General features: G+C 57.7%; 16 protein-coding genes. 6 read left to right on the plus strand and 10 right to left on the minus strand.

The features are described 5' to 3' along the window. Positions 1–111: 111 nt before the first annotated feature. Positions 112–1,311 (minus strand): cytochrome-c peroxidase, encoded by a 1,200-nt coding sequence (locus tag AC2FJE_RS17395; RefSeq protein WP_496757214.1) that lies wholly within the window; start codon positions 1,309–1,311, stop codon positions 112–114. 84 nt (positions 1,312–1,395) lie between these two features. On the opposite strand from AC2FJE_RS17395, the gene AC2FJE_RS17400 reads away from it, so the two are divergent. Then, a complete protein-coding gene (locus AC2FJE_RS17400; RefSeq protein ID WP_282120386.1) occupies positions 1,396–1,866 on the plus strand; it encodes a tetratricopeptide repeat protein in 471 nt (156 codons plus the stop codon). A gap of 33 nt (positions 1,867–1,899) precedes the next feature. On the opposite strand, the gene AC2FJE_RS17405 is transcribed toward AC2FJE_RS17400, so the two are convergent. From AC2FJE_RS17405 to AC2FJE_RS17430, 6 genes are read right to left on the minus strand one after another with little or no spacing between them, the layout of a single operon-like run. Continuing rightward, positions 1,900–2,961: a TRAP transporter substrate-binding protein gene (locus tag AC2FJE_RS17405; protein ID WP_058272641.1), complete on the minus strand. Its 1,062-nt coding sequence runs from the start codon at positions 2,959–2,961 to the stop codon at positions 1,900–1,902. Positions 2,962–2,985: 24 nt separating this feature from the next. Continuing rightward, positions 2,986–4,275 carry a TRAP transporter large permease gene (locus AC2FJE_RS17410; protein ID WP_058279679.1) on the minus strand — a complete coding sequence of 430 codons (1,290 nt, stop codon included), beginning with the start codon at positions 4,273–4,275 and terminating at the stop codon, positions 2,986–2,988. Next, on the minus strand, positions 4,276–4,863 hold the full coding sequence (locus AC2FJE_RS17415; RefSeq protein WP_496761234.1) for a TRAP transporter small permease: 588 nt from the start codon (positions 4,861–4,863) through the stop codon (positions 4,276–4,278). It abuts the gene before it with no gap. Positions 4,864–4,914: 51 nt separating this feature from the next. After that, complete coding sequence (locus AC2FJE_RS17420) at positions 4,915–5,430, minus strand: flavin reductase family protein (RefSeq protein WP_058272664.1); 516 nt, start codon at positions 5,428–5,430, stop codon at positions 4,915–4,917. After that, positions 5,430–6,320, minus strand: coding sequence for an aldo/keto reductase (locus AC2FJE_RS17425; protein WP_058272638.1), 891 nt, complete (start codon positions 6,318–6,320; stop codon positions 5,430–5,432). Before AC2FJE_RS17425 ends, AC2FJE_RS17420 begins: the two co-directional genes overlap by 1 nt. Further along, positions 6,320–7,474 carry an LLM class flavin-dependent oxidoreductase gene (locus AC2FJE_RS17430; protein ID WP_282170550.1) on the minus strand — a complete coding sequence of 385 codons (1,155 nt, stop codon included), beginning with the start codon at positions 7,472–7,474 and terminating at the stop codon, positions 6,320–6,322. The genes AC2FJE_RS17425 and AC2FJE_RS17430 overlap by 1 nt, the downstream gene beginning before the upstream one ends. A 106-nt stretch (positions 7,475–7,580) precedes the next feature. Between AC2FJE_RS17430 and AC2FJE_RS17435 the strand changes: the two genes are divergently transcribed. The 5 genes from AC2FJE_RS17435 (at position 7,581) to AC2FJE_RS17455 (ending at position 13,225) form a co-directional block, all read left to right on the plus strand. Then, positions 7,581–8,291: a GntR family transcriptional regulator gene (locus AC2FJE_RS17435; protein ID WP_496699515.1), complete on the plus strand. Its 711-nt coding sequence runs from the start codon at positions 7,581–7,583 to the stop codon at positions 8,289–8,291. Positions 8,292–8,303: 12 nt separating this feature from the next. After that, a complete protein-coding gene (locus AC2FJE_RS17440) occupies positions 8,304–9,401 on the plus strand; it encodes a Gfo/Idh/MocA family protein (RefSeq protein WP_496757211.1) in 1,098 nt (365 codons plus the stop codon). Between the two features lie 159 nt (positions 9,402–9,560). Continuing rightward, a complete protein-coding gene (locus AC2FJE_RS17445) occupies positions 9,561–10,715 on the plus strand; it encodes a phosphoserine transaminase (protein ID WP_496757180.1) in 1,155 nt (384 codons plus the stop codon). A 58-nt stretch (positions 10,716–10,773) separates the two neighbouring features. Next, on the plus strand, positions 10,774–12,369 hold the full coding sequence (serA, locus tag AC2FJE_RS17450) for a phosphoglycerate dehydrogenase (RefSeq protein ID WP_058272633.1): 1,596 nt from the start codon (positions 10,774–10,776) through the stop codon (positions 12,367–12,369). A gap of 118 nt (positions 12,370–12,487) precedes the next feature. Further along, on the plus strand, positions 12,488–13,225 hold the full coding sequence (locus AC2FJE_RS17455) for a metallophosphoesterase family protein (protein WP_496757177.1): 738 nt from the start codon (positions 12,488–12,490) through the stop codon (positions 13,223–13,225). On the opposite strand, the gene AC2FJE_RS17460 is transcribed toward AC2FJE_RS17455, so the two are convergent. The 3 genes from AC2FJE_RS17460 to AC2FJE_RS17470 form a co-directional block, all read right to left on the minus strand. Then, positions 13,212–14,729, minus strand: a complete 1,518-nt coding sequence (locus AC2FJE_RS17460) for a malonate--CoA ligase (protein ID WP_496757175.1) — start codon at positions 14,727–14,729, stop codon at positions 13,212–13,214. The two genes, AC2FJE_RS17455 and AC2FJE_RS17460, sit on opposite strands and share 14 nt — an antisense overlap. Before the next feature lie 82 nt (positions 14,730–14,811). Next, positions 14,812–15,516, minus strand: a complete 705-nt coding sequence (gene hutC / locus AC2FJE_RS17465; RefSeq protein WP_282120378.1) for a histidine utilization transcriptional repressor HutC — start codon at positions 15,514–15,516, stop codon at positions 14,812–14,814. Positions 15,517–15,545: 29 nt separating this feature from the next. After that, positions 15,546–16,901: a formimidoylglutamate deiminase gene (locus AC2FJE_RS17470; RefSeq protein ID WP_496757171.1), complete on the minus strand. Its 1,356-nt coding sequence runs from the start codon at positions 16,899–16,901 to the stop codon at positions 15,546–15,548. Between the last annotated feature and the right edge of the window lie 73 nt (positions 16,902–16,974).

Genomic DNA, 16,974 nt, shown 5'->3' on the forward strand with positions numbered 1-16,974 from the left:
TCGACAACGCATATGGCGACAGAAACCTAATCTGCACATGCCCCCCAATGGACGCTTACGAAGAAGCCGCTGAGTAAAATCAAAGCCCCCGTTGAAAAGCGGGGGTTTTTCTTAGGGTGCGAAGTCAACGGGTACGCCAAAGGGTGGCGTGTCCACGCTGGCCCCGGTCAGGGCGTGCAGAAACGAGACAAGGCTGCTGATTTCCGTTTGTGATAGTTTCACCGGAGCGATGTCGATCTTACTGCGCACACGCTGCATCTCAAACTGGTCCTGCCAAACAACAAAATCTGCCTTTTGCAGCCATGGTACACTGGGTAATTGCGCCATTTCGGGTGCCCAGTTTGCGAAACTGGCCAAAGGGTCCAGGTGATGGCGGATCATGCTTTCAAGGTCAGGAAAGGCGCCGTTGTGGCCGTAAGGTGCGGTCAAGGCCACGTTGCGCAGCATCGGAGTACGGAAGCGATAGGCATCCTCAAGCCGGTCACTTTCGCCCATCCGGCCCACGTCGCGAACATAAGGGTCCCACTGCCGGGTACGACCGGGACCAAAGGGTGGCAGGGCCAGAGCGTGGAATTTCTGATCGGACATCAGCGGGCCGGAATGGCAGTCAGAGCATTGCGCCTTTCCGTAGAAAAGGTTCATTCCGTTCTGTTGGGCCGGCGACAGGGCATTTGTGTCCCTGGCCAGATACCGATCAAACGGGCTGTCGGTGCTGCGCCATTCGGTGGCCATGAACGCCGCCAGCGCGTTGGCGATTTGTGTGATCGAGATGTCTTCGGTCGTCTCGACCTCGTCAAACGCGGCGACCATTGCCGGGCCATAGCGCGGATCGGTGCGGACGCGTTTTGCCAAAATCGGCCAACCCTTGTCGATGCGATCATGGACCGCGCCCGTGACCTGGTTTTCGGCGACATTCCCGGCCATTTCGAATTGCGAGGTCAGTGGGAACAGCGCTTGCGCGGCCAGCAGCGAATTCAGACCGTCAGGCAACCATTCCTGCGCAGGTGAATTGAAGCCGTTGCCATACACGTCTGAAATACTCAGGCGGCCATCATGGAATACCGTATGAATGTCTTTTGCCCCAAGGTTCCATAGACCCAGCGAATTGCGCGGAATACGTTTGAGGATTTTTTCCGCTCCGGTACCAGGGGTTCGGTCTGGGCCGAGCCCCTGTCCACCCTCGCCAATACCCAGCGATAACCCGTCGGACGTGCCGAAATCCGGGTGATGGCAATGGGCGCAGGTGATGTTCTGATTGCCGGACAGGATCGGATCGTAAAACAGTTGATGACCGATAGTGGCCTGTTCCATATCAAAGGGGATAAAATCATCATCCGTCAGCGGGCGCGGTAATTCCTGCGCCGCCGCCGCACCGACGAAAAGGAAAACAGCCCCATGCGCCAGTTTGTATTTGCCCTTTGCTGTCTTGCGACCCCGGCGCTGGCCGAACTGGAGCAGGCCCGTGACATGATGGAGGCCGGCGCGTTCGAGGCCGCGCGCGAGGAACTGATGCCCGCTGCCCGATCGGGCAATGCCGAGGCAGAGGAACTGATTGGCGTGATGTACGGCCTTGGGCTGGGCGTCGAGCAAGACTATGAAAGGGCGTTTGAATGGTATTTGCGCGCCTCGATGAAAGGGCATCCGGGGGCGCAATCCGGCGTCGGCTGGTATTATGAATTGGGCCTTGGCATGCCCGCGCCTGATTTGGTGCGGGCTTACATGTGGTACACGCTCAGCGCTATTGGCGGCGATCCCGATGCGGCGATCAGCCTTGAGGAAGTGGTCAAAAAAATGTCGCCGGAACAAATCGAAAAAGCGCATGTTCTAGTTAACGACTACAAAGGGTGGATGTACCCGTTTCGGTAAGGGGGTCGGGCCAATGGCCCGACCGAGTTTCACTTAGTTCAGGTCCGCATCGCGGGATGCGTTGATCTCACCTTCGGCGATGGACACGGCCTCGGTCAGCGCGGCAAAGATCTCATCCCCACGGGCCACGTTGGACTGGAACCACTCGTAAACTGGTGTCGCTGCGTCTTTGAACGCGGCTTTCTGTTCGGGAGTTGGAACGTACAGATCACCACCACCTGCGACGAAATCTTCATAGGCCTGGATCGACTTGCGCTTGGGCGATGCAAAGGTCGCTTGCTGCAGGGCATAGAACCCATCCACCACAACACGGCGCAGTTCTTCGGGCATCTCCTGGAACTTGGCATTATTCATCCACCACAGTGCACCCATGTAGGCGTGGCCGTCCAGCGTGACGTATTGCAGGCCCGCATCAGGGAACTTCATGCCCATGATGTCGGTGATGCCGTTCTTGGATCCCTCAACAACGCCAGTCTGGAAACTGGTGAACAGTTCCGGCCACGGGATCGGGGTGGGCGACGCGCCCAGAGCCTTGACCAGTTCCTGAGGCAGGTCGGCGACCACGGTGCGGATTTTCAGGCCTTCCATGTCGGCAGGTTCTGCGATCCGGCGTTGCGTGTTCGCGAAGTTCCGCCAGCCACCGGTATTGCCGATGGTCATCAGGCGGATCGCACCGCCGGAATCCTCCAGCGCCATCTCGCGCATTGTGCGGGTGAAATCACCAGATAGTACACGCTCGGCCACGCGGTCATCCGCCATCAGGTAGGGCAGGTCGAGAACCTGCACATATGGGAAGATGCCCGACGCGCCACCAGAGGTGGAGATGTAGATGTCGATTGTGCCATCAGCCACACCCTGCAGGCATTCGGCGCCATTCGAACAGAGTTGCGTACCGATGAACAGCTCCACCTCAATCGCGCCGTTTGAGGCCGCCTCGACATAGTTCTTGAAGACGATCAGGCCGTCATAATCCTCGTCGTTTTCGTTTGAGTTTGCGGTCGCGCGCAGCGTGTAGTCAGCCGCAGTGGCCGCAATGGCGGTTGCGGCAACCAGCGACGTCGCTAAGGCTGCTGTTTTGATAAATCTTCCGAGCATGCGTTTCCTCCCTGTGATACTCAGTCAGTTTGCAAATCCCGTTATTCTCGGGATCGTCATGGATAGTGCGGGGATATAAGTGATCAGGAAGATCACTATGATTTCGACGGCCAGAAACGGCAGGATCGCCTTGGCGATCGTCTCGACCTTTTCGCGCGACACGGCGGCGGCCACGAACAGGACCAAACCCATGGGCGGCGTGGCCAAACCAACGGTCAGGTTGACGCTCATGATGATGGCAAAGTGGATCGGATCGACGCCCAGGCTGGTGAAGATCGGCGCAAGGATCGGGCCAAGGATGATGATCGCCGGTCCTGCGTCCAGGAACATGCCGACGACAAACAGCAGCAGGTTGATCAGGAACAGCAGGATCAGCGGATTTTCTGACAGGCTGAGGATCAACTCGGCCAGTTGTTCGGGCGCATGGCTGAGACTGACCACGGTTTTGAAGGCCATCGCCGCGCCGACCAGCAGCAAAACGACGGCCGAGGTCAGACCCGCATTGCTGAGAATTTCAGGTACCTCTTTCAGCGTCAGCGTGCGCAGGACAAAAAAGCCGATGAGGAACGCATAGCCGACAGCGACCGCCGCGGCCTCGGTTGGGGTGAAGATACCACCCAGAATACCGCCCAGAATGATGACAGGTGTCAGCAGGGGGAAGAACGCTTTGAGGCTGGCCTGACGGCGCTCGCCCCAGGTGTATTTTCGGCTGGCGACGGGGAAGTCGTATTTGTCGGCCATCACCTTGATCATCAGCATCAAGCCGACGCCGACCATCACGCCGGGTACGATGCCGGCAAGAAAAAGAGCGGCCACGCTTTCGCCCATGACATAGGCGTAGATGATCATGATGCCTGATGGTGGAATGATCGGTCCGATCACGGAACTGGCCGCCGTGATCGCGGCGGCGAACTTGCGGGTATAGCCCTGTTTTTCCATCGCTGGGATCAGCATTGAACCCAGCGCCGACGTATCGGCCACGGCTGAGCCTGACAGCCCGGCAAACAGGATCGAACTCAGCACATTTACATGCGCCAGACCGCCCCGAAAATGGCCCATCAGGGCTTGGCTGAACTCAACCAGACGGATTGTGATGCCGCCGCGGTTCATCAACTCTCCGGCCAGCATGAAGAAGGGGATGGCCATCAGCGGAAAGCTGTCCATGCCGTTATAGACATTGCGATACAGCAGCGTGATGTCGGCCGTCTGACCGTTCAACCACAGAAGAATGCCTGGTGCAGCCAGCAATGCAAAAAAGACCGGCAGGCCGATCAGCAGAAACACCAGAAATGTGGGCAGGAACCATATCAGCATCTATTCGGCCCCCACAGGTGCATCGGCAATGTCCGGCAGCAGATGACCGCCGCCCAACAGGGTCACGACGGTGCGCAAGATCAGCTCGATATTGACTGAAATCAGCAGGATGACCCCAACCAACAGTGAGGCCATCATCCAGCTGCGCGGAATGCGGTACCACTCGTCAAACCCAAAGGACGTTGGCAGATACAGCGCAGCGGTGGCGAACTTGCCGCCAAACCCGGTGACCTCGGACCAGCCGATTTTGACGGCCACCAGCAAAACGGCCAGCGAAACCAGCAGCAGCAGGATGTTCAGGGTTTGCCCAACCCCTCGCGGCAGCATCAGGGGCACCATGTCGATAGCGACAAACCCGCCGCGCCGAAATGCCGTGGGGGCCATCAGGCCGGTCATCCATAGCATGCAGAACCGAGCGGCCTCATCCGGCCAAGGCAGCGCGTTGCCCAGAACGTATCTGAAAAACACCTGAATCAGGATCGCGATTACCATAAGCGCAATCGCAACGACACCAACCGCGCGGCCCAATCGCAGCACGGTTTCATTCACAAACGCGATCGGCGCAAGCACCGACGTCAATCCGCCCATGCGGATCCTCCCTTTTCAGCCGCGGCTTTCACCGCGACAGTTATTCCGCGCTTACTGGTGCGCGAATTGGCCGAGCTTTCCGGCGTAGAAGGTCAATGCGTCTCCGTCCGCCATACTGGCACGCAGGACCTTTCCAATAACGATAACGTGGTCGCCCGCATCGTGATACGCGTGCTGCTCACACTCGAAGCGCGCCAGGCAATCAGGCAGCAGCGGGGTTCCGTTTTCACAGCGCTCGTGGTCGATGTCCTGAAGCGCAAACGCATCTTTCGAGCATCCAAAGCAAAGCTCGGCTTGTTCCGCTGAAAGGACGTGAACACTGAAATGTCGTGCTTCTTGGAAATAACGGAACCGGCGCGAGTTGCGATCGCCTGCCCACATGACAAGTGGTGGGTCCAGCGAAAGGGACGAGAAACTGTTTGCGGTGATGCAAACCGGCCCGTCCGTGCTGTCACAGGTGACAACGGTGACACCGGTGGCAAAACGACCAAAAGCGTCGCGCAAGGTTCGGGTATCGTCCCTGTGGGGAACGAATGTGCGGGTCATGTCCTTTGAGATTGCATTCATCATGGTACCTCATGCCCCAGTGCCGCCTCATACAGGCGGTACCAGCTTTCGCGATCCAAATTGACTTTCAGCGCGTCAGAGATGCGCTTGATCCGGTCCAGATTGTTGGTGCCCAAGACTGGAAGAATGCCTGCAGGGTGGGCCAGAAGAAACGCCACCGCCACGGCGGCGCGATCCACGCCGAATTCCTCAGCGATTTCGTCCGCTACAACCCCGACCGGAGGGTTTCCAGCCATCAGCAACCCGCCACCCAAGGGTGACCACGCCATCACCGGCTGGCCATGCTGCTGATGAAACGCCAGATCACCGTTGGTGAAGGGGCCGATTTCGCCCAGAGAAATCTCGATCTGGTTGGTCACCAATTGGGTTTTCATCGCCGATTGCAGCAGGCTCCAGTCCCATGGGCGGAAATTCGACACGCCAACCGCGCCGACCTTGCCGCTGGCGACAACTTCGTCCAGCGCGGCACCTGTTTCGTGATGATCCATGAATGGATCGGGGCGGTGAATCAGCAGCAAGTCGATATGATCGATGGCCATTTCGGACAGCGATGTCTCAACCGATTTCAGGATATGCGCGCGCGAGGTGTCATAGTATTTGCACTTGGCGTCCGCATACCGACCCATCGGCGCGACGATGTCACATTTGGTGACGATTTCCATCTGCTGACGCAGGCTTGGATTTGCGCGCAAGGCATTGCCCAGAACGGCCTCTGCTGCGTATCCGCCATAGATATCGGCCTGATCGAAGGTGGTGATGCCCTGATCCAGACAGGCCTGAATCTTGGCCTCGACATGGTCTGCCGATGTATCCGTATCATCGCCCAGCCGCCACATGCCATAGACAAGGCGGCTCATGTCCAGCGAGTCAGATAGTTTTACACGTTGCATCAGCGGCGAACTCCATTGCCCAGCGGGGTGGCCGGGGTATTTGCGGGAACCCTTCCGTAAGCTTCGGGAAGGGAACAGGTTTTCAGGTTAGGCATAACACGGCTGCCAAAATGGCGGGCCTCGTCCATGTGAGGATAGCCCGAGAAGATGAAGGCGCGGATGCCCATCTTCTGATACTCTTCGATCTTGGACATGACCTGATCGGTCGATCCGACCAGTGCTGCGCCGCACCCCGACCGTGCGCGGCCAACGCCGGTCCAAAGGCCGGGTTCGACATAGCCATATTCATCCGCCAGATCGCGGTTTTTGGCCTGATGAGCGACGCCCAGTGATGTCGAATCCAAAGCACGCTCACGGATGGCGCGACCGTATTCGTCATCCAGTTTTGAGACGATGTAGTCGGCGTATTCCTGCGCTTCGGCCTCGGTATCGCGGACAATCATGTGCACGCGCAGGCCGTAATCCAGTGTGCGGTTGTAGTTCTCGGCAACCGCGTGGACGGCTTTCATCCGTTCGGCCAGTTGATCTTTGGTTTCGGGCCACATCAGGTAGACGTCGCAATGTTCACCGCACAGTTCCAGAGCGGATGGGGAGTAGCCTCCGAAATACAGTAGCGGCCCGCCGGTTTGATATGGCTTCGCCGGGTCGGTCGTCAGGCCCGAGAAGCTATAGACCTCGCCCGCATGATTGATCTCATCCTGCGTCCACGCCTGTTTCAGGATTTCCACGACTTCGCGTGAACGCTGATAGCGATAGGCGCTGTCGGCTTTCTCGCCGGGGAAATCAGACGAGATGATATTGACCGTTAGCCGTCCCTGCAGCATGTGATCCAGTGTCGCGATGGTGCGGGCCAGCATGATGGGCTGCATCTCGCCGCAGCGCACCGCGGCCAGCATGTTGATTTTGTCGGTGATCGGTGCGCAGCCTGCCACAAAGCTAAGCGTGTCTTGCCCCACCTGATAGGACGACGGGCAGAGGATGTTTCTAAACCCTTGCGCCTCGGCCTCTTTTACGATGCCTGAACAGTGATCCCAGCTGGATCGCAGGTCGCCATCAGGCATTCCAAGAAACTGGTAATCGTCGGAACACAACGCCGCAAACCACGAAACCTCGGCCGCATTCAGATCGGGTGAGGTGATGGGGACGATGGTCATCTGATTCGTTCTCCGCGTGGCTGTGACTTTCCTCTTGCGTAGCAATCACATTGATGTAGATCAATGGTGTATCAATTTTTCCTGCGACTGAGTGAAGCGCCCAAAGATGTCTTCTGCCAACCGAAACCCGAACGCCCTGCCGGTTTATGTTCAGATTGCCGAGCTTTTGATCCGCGACATCGCCGCCGGTCGCCTGATTGATGGTGAGCGTTTGCCGCCCGAACGGGACCTTGCCGCGGAACTGAAGGTATCGGTAGGGACCCTGCGAAAATCGCTGGCTGAGCTAGAGAAAAAAGGGATGCTGGAGCGTATTCAGGGATCAGGCAATTATGTACGTGAGACCGGAACGCAGAACAGCGTCTATGCGATGTTCCGTCTTGAACTGCCCGAGGGGGGTGGGTTGCCGCGGGCAGATATCCTCTCGGTCGACCACCTGAAAAAGCCTGTGGACCTGCCGCGCTTTGGTTCATCGGACATGGGATCGCGGGTGCGTCGAATGCGCTACCTGAATGATACAATTATCGCGGTTGAAGAAATCTGGCTGGATGAGTCCGCTGGTTTGATTGATCGACAGCTGCTGTCCGACTCGCTTTATCGGTACTACCAGCACCAGTTGGGGTTCTGGATCACGCGTGCGGAAGACAGGGTTTCCCTCGGGATGTTGCCGGATTGGACGCCCCCTGATTTCACCAGGCCAGCCGGAGAAACGGTTGGCTACATCGAACGGTTCAGCTGGTCGGAAAAACCAAAACCGGTTGAGTTTTCAAAAACATGGTTCGACCCGGATCGAGCCACCTATGTCCAACGACTGAAGTAAAAGGAACTGCGCATGACCCGGACCATTCACTACGGGCTGATCGGATGCGGTATGATGGGGCAGGAACACCTGCACAATATTGCCCTGCTGGACGACACGCGCGTTTCAGCGATTTTTGAGCCTGACGCCGAGATGGCGAAGGCAGCGCAGGCGATTGCGCCTGACGCGGTGATGGTGTCTTCGGTCGAAGAATTGCTTGCGGTCGACGATCTGGACTGCGTCGTCATCGTTAGCCCCAACCACCTGCATGTGGATCAAATCGAAGAGATTGCCCGGACGCGCCCGTTGCCGTTGTTGGTAGAGAAACCACTTTTCACAGATCCGGTGGATGCGGCGCGGCTTGAGGCGCTGCAGCGTGATTATCCGCACCCGATCTGGGTTGCGATGGAATACCGCTATATGCCGCCCATTGCTGCGCTGATTGCAGAGGCTGAGGCCACGGGCGGCGTTAAGATGCTGTCGATCCGCGAGCATCGGTTTCCGTTTCTGGAAAAAGTCGGGAACTGGAACCGGTTCAACCGGAATACCGGCGGAACATTTGTCGAGAAGTGCTGCCATTTCTTCGACCTGATGCGTTTGATCCTGCAATCCGATCCGGTTCGCGTTACAGCCAGCGGCGGGCAGGCGGTTAACCATCTGGATGAGGACTATGAGGGCGAAACGCCCGATATCCTTGACCATGGCTATGTCATCGTGGACTTCGCCTCGGGCGCGCGCGCGATGCTGGAACTTTGCATGTTTGCCGAAGGATCACGGTATCAAGAGGAAATCTCAGCCGTTGGGCAAGACGCCAAGATCGAAGCGTTGGTGCCAGGGCCGGGGCGGTTCTGGCCGGAACATCTTGGCACGCCGCCCGTCCCGCAGATCATTGTCAGCCCACGTGCCCCAAAAGGTCCGGTCACCAAAGAGATCCCCGTCGATCCGCGCCTATTGGCCGCCGGGGACCACAATGGTTCAACTTTCTACCAACATCAGGGGTTCTTAGCTGTTCTACGAGGCGAAAAGGCACAACCTGACGTCACCCTGAACGATGGCCTTTGGGCCGTGCGCATCGGTTTGGCGGCGCAACAGGCATTGGAAACCGGAGAGACTGTGCGCCTCTCGTCTTGATGCCGATAGGAAACCCGCGTTCCAGATACGCACATAATCGGGTGTCGTTTTTGGCACCCGATGCGTCTTTTCCGCTTGCTGGGCGTCGTTCGAGGCAATAGCTCTGTCTGTGGGACACCCCTCCCCAACGAGGGGCGTGTATCTGTAAGGGTAATACACATGAGCATTGAACAACCGGCGACGCGGCCGGCAAATCCGCGTTTTTCCTCAGGCCCCTGCGCCAAACCCCCCACATTTGATCTGACCAAACTGGCCGATGCCGCGCTGGGCCGGTCGCACCGTGCAGCTGTCGGCAAGGACAAGCTGAAGGCCGCGATCGAAGGCACGCGTGAGGTTCTGGGCATTCCGGCAGATTACAAGATCGGCATCGTTCCCGCCTCGGATACCGGTGCGGTTGAAATGGCCCTGTGGTCGCTGTTGGGCGAACGCAAGGTCGAGATGTTGGCCTGGGAGAGCTTTGGGTCCGGTTGGGTGACCGACGTCGTTAAACAGCTGAAGATCGACGCAGAGGTTAAGACGGCAGACTACGGCCAACTCGTTGATCTGGCCTCGATTGATTTCGCCAATGACGTTGTCTTTACGTGGAACGGCACGACCTCGGGCGTCCGGGTTCCCAATGGCGACTGGATCGCGGATGATCGTCAGGGCCTGACGATCTGTGACGCAACCTCGGCTGCGTTTGCGATGGACCTGCCCTGGGACAAACTGGATGTGACCACGTTTAGCTGGCAGAAAGTGCTGGGCGGTGAAGCGGCGCACGGGATGTTGATCCTGAGCCCCCGTGCAGTGGAGCGGCTGGAAAGCTACACCCCCGCATGGCCCCTGCCCAAGATTTTCCGCCTGACCAAGGGCGGCAAGCTGATCGACGGTATCTTTACCGGTGCAACGATCAACACGCCCTCGATGCTGGCGGTCGAAGATTACTTGTTCGCATTGGACTGGGCGCGCTCGGTTGGTGGTTTGCAGGGCCTGATCGCCCGTGCGAATGCCAATGCCGGAGCGGTTCACGCGTTCTGCGACCAAAACGACTGGATCGCCAATCTGGCAGAGGATGCAGCGACACAGTCGAACACTTCGGTCTGCCTGAAGTTCACTGACACACGCATTCAGGACGGTGCGACATTCGCCAAAGCTGTGGCCAAGCGGCTTGAGGCTGAGAATATCGCATTGGATATCGGCGCCTACCGAGACGCACCCGCAGGCCTGCGCATCTGGTGCGGTGGCACGGTTGAAGCCTCGGATATCGAGGCGATGTTGCCCTGGCTGGTATGGGCCTTTGAGGCCGAGATCGCGGCGCAGACAGAAGCTGCCTGACCCTTTTTACCGGGCCGTCTCAGGCCCGGATTTTTCATGACATTCAAGGACCACAAACATGGCCCCCAAAGTACTCGTATCCGACAAACTCAGCGAAACCGCCGTGCAGATATTCCGCGACCGCGGCATCGACGTGGATTTCATGCCCGATCTGGGCAAGGACAAGGACAAGCTGGCCGAGCTGATTGGCCAGTATGATGGTCTCGCCATCCGTTCGGCCACCAAGGTTACGCCGACCTTGCTGGAAAAAGCCGACAATCTAAAAGTGATCGGTCGCGCTGGTATTGGCACCGACAATGTCGACAAGGATGCCGCGTCAAAAAAAGGTGTGATCGTCATGAACACGCCGTTTGGCAACATGATCACCACTGCCGAACACGCAATTGCGATGATGTTCGCCGTCGCGCGTCAAATCCCCGAGGCCAGCACGTCGACCCATGCAGGCAAATGGGAAAAATCCAAATTCATGGGCATCGAGCTGACCAATAAGACCCTCGGCGTCATTGGCGCGGGCAACATTGGCGGTATTGTTTGTGAACGTGCGCTGGGCCTGAAAATGAAGGTCGTCGCCTACGATCCCTTTCTTGGCGAAGAGAAAGCCGCCAAGATGGGCGTCGAAAAGGTCGAGTTGGACGAGTTGCTGGCCCGCGCCGATTTCATCACACTGCACGTGCCGCTGACCGACCAGACGCGCAATATCCTGAGCCGTGAAAACCTGGCCAAGACCAAGCCCGGCGTGCGCATCGTCAACTGCGCCCGTGGTGGTCTGGTCGACGAGGAGGCGCTGGCCGAGATGCTGCAATCCGGCCATGTCGCAGGGGCCGCGTTTGATGTGTTCAAAGAAGAACCGGCAAAGGACAACCCGCTGTTCAACTTGCCGAACGTCGTGTGCACGCCGCACCTTGGTGCTGCAACGACCGAAGCGCAGGAAAATGTTGCCCTGCAGGTGGCTGAACAGATCTCGAACTATCTGCTGACTGGTGCGGTGGAAAACGCGCTGAACATGCCCAGCGTCACCGCCGAAGAAGCCAAGGTCATGGGGCCATGGATCAAGCTAGCCGGTCACCTGGGTAGTTTCATTGGTCAGATGACCGATGAACCGGTTAAGGCAATCAACATCCTGTATGACGGTGTCGCGGCTGAGATGAACCTGGCTGCTCTGAACTGCGCCGTGGTTGCCGGGATCATGAAAAAATTCAACCCGGAAGTGAACATGGTGTCAGCCCCGGTTGTAGCGAAAGAGCGCGGGATTCAGCTATCGACCACCAATCAGGACAAGACCGGTGTCTTTGACGGCTACATCAAGGTGACTGTAGTAACCGATAAGCGCGAACGCTCGATCGGGGGTACGGTTTTCAGCGATGGCAAACCACGCTTTATCCAGATCAAAGGCATCAATATCGACGCCGAAGTCGGTGCCCATATGCTCTATACCACCAACGAAGACGTTCCGGGCATCATCGGCGCGCTGGGTCAGACCATGGGCGAGAACGACGTGAACATCGCTAACTTTACGCTGGGCCGTGCCGAAGCGGGCGGAGAAGCGATTGCTTTGCTGTACGTGGACGAACCTGTTCCGGCCGAAGCGCGGGCGAAACTGGCGGAAACGGGGCTATTCACTCAGATCAAACCGCTGGAATTTGACGTAGCATAAGATTCTGTCCGAAAATTGTGACCTTGGCGATGCCCGTGCAAAAAATGTGCGGGCATTGTCTTTTTTCTGCAACCGAGTTGTTGCACAAAGTGACTGACATATTCCAAGAGGTAGCGTTTTGAGCATCCCAATTTACGCGGTCGGCGATATCCATGGGCAAATGGGCATGCTGCAAAACGCGCTATCCCGGATCGAGGCGGATGGCGGGCCGGATGCGCGTGTTGTCTTTCTTGGGGACTATGTGGATCGTGGCCCGAACAGCCGGGAGGTTCTGGATCTGCTGATCGAAGGGCGCAAGGCGGGGAGGAACTGGGTCATGGTCAAAGGCAACCATGACCGGATGATGGTCCGTTTCGTGCAGGATTGCGAGATCGCAGACAAGCAGTTGCCGATCACTTTGAACTGGCTGAATCCCCGGCTTGGGGGCCAAGAGACGCTGGCATCCTACGGTGTCGAGGTCACGGACAATGACCGGATCTTTCAGGTTCACGAACGGGCCTGCGCCGCTGTGCCGCCGGAACATTTGGACTTTATCAATGCTTTGCCAACCTATCATCAAGAGGGTGAGCTATTGTTCGTTCACGCTGGCATCCGACCTGGTATCCCCTTGGCGCAGCAATCCGAGGATGATCTGGTTTGGATACGACAAGAGTTCTTAATCGAATCCAGCCCGTACCCTTGGCTGATCGTGCATGGGCACACACCCGTGGATACGGCGGAGCATTGCGGCAATCGTGTCAATCTGGACGCAGGGGCAGGTTATGGTCGACCACTGGCCACAGCCGTGTTCGAAGGGCGTCAGTGCTGGTTGCTGACGGACGCCGGCCGGGTCCCGTTCGAGCCTAATCCGCGGTAAACATATCTTTGTAAAGCTCGCGCAAGGCGTTCTTTTGCACTTTCCCCATAGTGTTTCGGGGCAGCTCATTCAGCACGATCAGTTGGCTGGGGTGTTTGAACCGCGCCAGTTGGTTCTGAACGCTGGCCATAATGGCATCAAGGTCAGGCGCTCGGCCCGGTTCTGCAACCAGAATACCCAGAACGGTTTCGCCGAAATCAGCGTGTGGCACGCCAATTACGGCGCTTTCCAGCACACCGGGCTGGTCGTCCAGCACCAGTTCGACCTCTTTGGGGTAGATGTTGAACCCGCCCGAAATGATCAGGTCCTTGCCGCGTCCCACGATGTGTACGTAACCATCCACGTCCACGCGTCCGAGATCACCGGTGATAAAGAACCCGTCTTCGCGCAATTCCGCAGCGGTTTTTTCGGGCATTTGCCAATAACCTTCGAAGACGTTTGGTCCGCGCACTTCGATCATTCCTATCTCGCCTTGCGGTAATGCCTCGCCGGTTTCAGGGTTGGTTACCTTTAGTTCGACACCCGGCAGCGGGAACCCGACAGTTCCTGCGCGACGTTCACCGTCATAGGGGTTCGAGGTGTTCATATTGGTTTCCGTCATACCATAGCGTTCAAGGATGCGGTGTCCGGTTCGGTCCTCGAACCGTTCATGCGTCTCGTCCAGCAGGGGGGCCGAACCCGAGATGAACAACCGCATGTGCTGCGCCAGATCACCGGTGAACCGATCATCCGCCAGCAATCGGGTATAGAAGGTCGGCACGCCCATCATCGAGGTCGCATTGGGCATCAGACGCAGGACATCATCCAGATCAAACTTCGGCAGAAAGATCATCGAACCGCCCGAAGCCAGAATAACGTTCGTCGCTACAAACAACCCGTGGGTATGAAAGATCGGCAAGGCGTGCAGCAGCACATCATCCTGGGTAAACTGCCATTCGTCCACCAGCGTCTCGGCATTGGACAGCAGGTTGGCTTGCGTCAGCATCGCACCTTTGGAGCGCCCGGTCGTGCCAGAGGTGTAGAGGAATGCGGCAAGATCACCTTCGGTCCGCTTGACTGGTTCGAAGGCAGGAAGCATACCCAATGCCCGCCGCATCAAGCTGCCCGACCCATCTGCGTTGAGCGTCTCTAACCTGGCGTTTTGCGCCTCGGCGATGGGCGTCAGTTCCGCTTGTTTGGCGGCATCGCAAACCACCAGCGCAGCCCCACTGTTTTCGATGAAATAGCAAAGCTCGCCGGATGTGTAGGCCGTGTTCAACGGCAAAAAGATCAGCCCGGTTTGCGCGCAAGCCGCGTAGAGCGCCAGCGCTTCTGGAGACTTTTCCACCTGAACAGCAACTCGGTCTCCGGGCTCAAGCTCGTACCCGTTCAAAGCGTTAGCGATTCGGGCTGCCGTGTCCAGAAAAGCCGCGTGGGTAATGGTCTGGCCGTCGGGCAGAAGAAGGAAAGGTGTATCCTTGCCTGCATGGATGCCAAACAACCGATCATAGAGTGGGTTACCCATCCCATATTTCCTTCGCGCAGGATCAGAATACGCTGAATCTGGCGTGGATTAGGGGCACGGTAAAGCAGAAATCGCGGTCAGCTCAGAACTGAGTGGTCATCCGGTACCCGGCGGCGAAGTACATCTTTGCAAAGGTGACAGGCTGGCCCTCAAGCCATGTGATCCGTTCGCCCGTAAACACCGGCTCACCGATGGGCAGGTCCAGGAATGCGGCCACCGATTCATCGGCGCGGCTGGCCAGGAAACTCAGTTCGACATTGGTGAAGGGAACGGTCTGAATAAGCCATTCATTTGGGCCTATTGAGGCGAAGTCCGCATTTACCACTTGCGGAACCGAGTCTATGACGATCCACCGGTCTTCGTATTGAAACGGAGTATTGCCGTTAAAATGCATGCAGCGAACATGCATCACGTGTTGGTCCGGTTTCAGCGCCAGTCTTGCGCACAGCCAATCGGGCGCTCGCTCGGCAACAGACGAGACCAGCGCATAGCGATAGATTCCGCCCAACGCCTCAACCTCGTCCCGCACCTTGGGTATCGTGAAACGGGCCTGCCTTTGCGGCGCGCTTAGAACCCGTGTACCGGCTTTGCGGCGACGCTCCAGAAACCCTTCGTCCGCCAGCTCTCGCATTGCGCGGTTCACGGTCGTTCTGGTGCACGAGAATTCGACGGCCAGGTCCTGCTCGTTGGGCAGCAGCGAATCCGGCTGCCACTCACCCGACCGAATGCGTGCCAGCACGGTTTCCTTGATGTCCCTGTAGCTGGTGGTTTCGTTAGATTGGGTCATGGTGCCTCTAGTTACCTGAATAGGTGCGTTTAGACGTCAGCCAAAAGATCGGCAATCGCCGACCGGTACGCGGGAATGATCCGATCCCGTTCAATGTGGCGGCCTTGCTGCACCATGTGGCGCCCTGCTGACCAAAGATCGGTTACCAATCCATCGGGTGCTGCAAAGCACAGACCGTCCAGCACCTGTTCGTCAGTTAGTGCGCAGATCGTGGGATGAGATCGGTCGATCGCCACAAGGTCGGCCAGCTTGCCGACAGCGATTTCCCCGGTATTTCGTCCCAATGCCTGCGCGCCCCCTTGTGCGGCCCCTGTATACAACGCCTGGCCGACCGAGCCTTCGTCTTTGACCAAAACCGTCCGCGCATGGTCCCGCAGGCGTTGGGAATATTCCAAAGTCCGCAGTTCCTCAGGCAAAGAAATCCTCACGTTAGAGTCTGATCCCACGCCAAAGCGACCACCTTCTTCGACATAAACTGCACCGTTGAAAATACCGTCGCCCAAATTCGCCTCGGTAATCGGGCACAACCCGGCAACGGCGCCCGAACGCGCAACGGCGCGTGTTTCGGCATCGGTCATATGAGTTGCGTGGATAAGGCACCACCGGTCATCGACGTCGACATGGTCCAGCAGCCACTCGACCGGCCGCTGTCCAAGCGCGGCCTCTACATCGGCCACTTCTTTCAGCTGTTCGGCGATGTGGATGTGGACGGGATCATCAGGAGTGGCATTCAGAACCTTGCGCAAATCCGAAGGCGATGTTGCCCGCAGAGAATGCGGGGCGATACCGATCACAGAATCCGCATGCGGTGGAGCTAAACGGCATTCCTCGACCAGGTTCAGAAACTGATCCACAGAATTGCCAAAGCGTAGCTGACCGCCCGCCAAGGGTTGTTGTTCGACACCGCCGTAGGTGTAGAGAACCGGAAGGTGCGTCAAACCGATTCCAGTTTGGGTGGCCGCAGCAAATATGCGCTGACTCAGTTCCGACACGTGGTCGTAGCGCCCGCCGCCCGGCTGATGATGGATATAGTGAAACTCACCGACCGAGGCATATCCGGCCTCTTGCATCTCCAGATAGACCAAAGCGGCAATGGGCTCTACGTGATCCGGCGTCAATCTGTCCAGGAACCGGTACATCAGAGTGCGCCAGGTCCAAAAGCTCTCGCGCCCGGCGGCGCGCACTTCTGTCATACCGGCCATCGCGCGCTGAAAGGCGTGGCTGTGCAGGTTTCCCAAGGCTGGCAGCAAGACATCAACCTGTGTGTCTCCGGATCGCGCGGTCGCTTGTGATTCCAAGCTTTGGATCTGACCGTGCGCGATTTCTACCCGCAAGTTACTGATCCAATCAGAGCCTAATAAAGCCGTTTTCGCATGGATGGTCATCGCATTTCCATTTTGTGTAGACTTTAAACTTTTATACGTATACGAAAAATCTAACGACAAAGGGAGCCCAAAA

This window comes from Ruegeria sp. CDSC002 (assembly GCF_059610905.1).

Coding starts and splice junctions, on each gene's coding strand:
- AC2FJE_RS17435 (WP_496699515.1), top strand. CDS start 7,581: ATGTCTTCTGCCAACCGAAACCCGAACGCCCTGCCGGTTTATGTTCAG.
- AC2FJE_RS17460 (WP_496757175.1), bottom strand. CDS start 14,729: ATGGGTAACCCACTCTATGATCGGTTGTTTGGCATCCATGCAGGCAAG.
- AC2FJE_RS17415 (WP_496761234.1), bottom strand. CDS start 4,863: ATGGGCGGATTGACGTCGGTGCTTGCGCCGATCGCGTTTGTGAATGAA.
- hutC (WP_282120378.1), bottom strand. CDS start 15,516: ATGACCCAATCTAACGAAACCACCAGCTACAGGGACATCAAGGAAACC.
- serA (WP_058272633.1), top strand. CDS start 10,774: ATGGCCCCCAAAGTACTCGTATCCGACAAACTCAGCGAAACCGCCGTG.
- AC2FJE_RS17400 (WP_282120386.1), top strand. CDS start 1,396: ATGCGCCAGTTTGTATTTGCCCTTTGCTGTCTTGCGACCCCGGCGCTG.
- AC2FJE_RS17410 (WP_058279679.1), bottom strand. CDS start 4,275: ATGCTGATATGGTTCCTGCCCACATTTCTGGTGTTTCTGCTGATCGGC.
- AC2FJE_RS17405 (WP_058272641.1), bottom strand. CDS start 2,961: ATGCTCGGAAGATTTATCAAAACAGCAGCCTTAGCGACGTCGCTGGTT.
- AC2FJE_RS17420 (WP_058272664.1), bottom strand. CDS start 5,430: ATGAATGCAATCTCAAAGGACATGACCCGCACATTCGTTCCCCACAGG.
- AC2FJE_RS17440 (WP_496757211.1), top strand. CDS start 8,304: ATGACCCGGACCATTCACTACGGGCTGATCGGATGCGGTATGATGGGG.
- AC2FJE_RS17395 (WP_496757214.1), bottom strand. CDS start 1,311: ATGGAACAGGCCACTATCGGTCATCAACTGTTTTACGATCCGATCCTG.
- AC2FJE_RS17445 (WP_496757180.1), top strand. CDS start 9,561: ATGAGCATTGAACAACCGGCGACGCGGCCGGCAAATCCGCGTTTTTCC.
- AC2FJE_RS17470 (WP_496757171.1), bottom strand. CDS start 16,901: ATGACCATCCATGCGAAAACGGCTTTATTAGGCTCTGATTGGATCAGT.
- AC2FJE_RS17425 (WP_058272638.1), bottom strand. CDS start 6,320: ATGCAACGTGTAAAACTATCTGACTCGCTGGACATGAGCCGCCTTGTC.
- AC2FJE_RS17430 (WP_282170550.1), bottom strand. CDS start 7,474: ATGACCATCGTCCCCATCACCTCACCCGATCTGAATGCGGCCGAGGTT.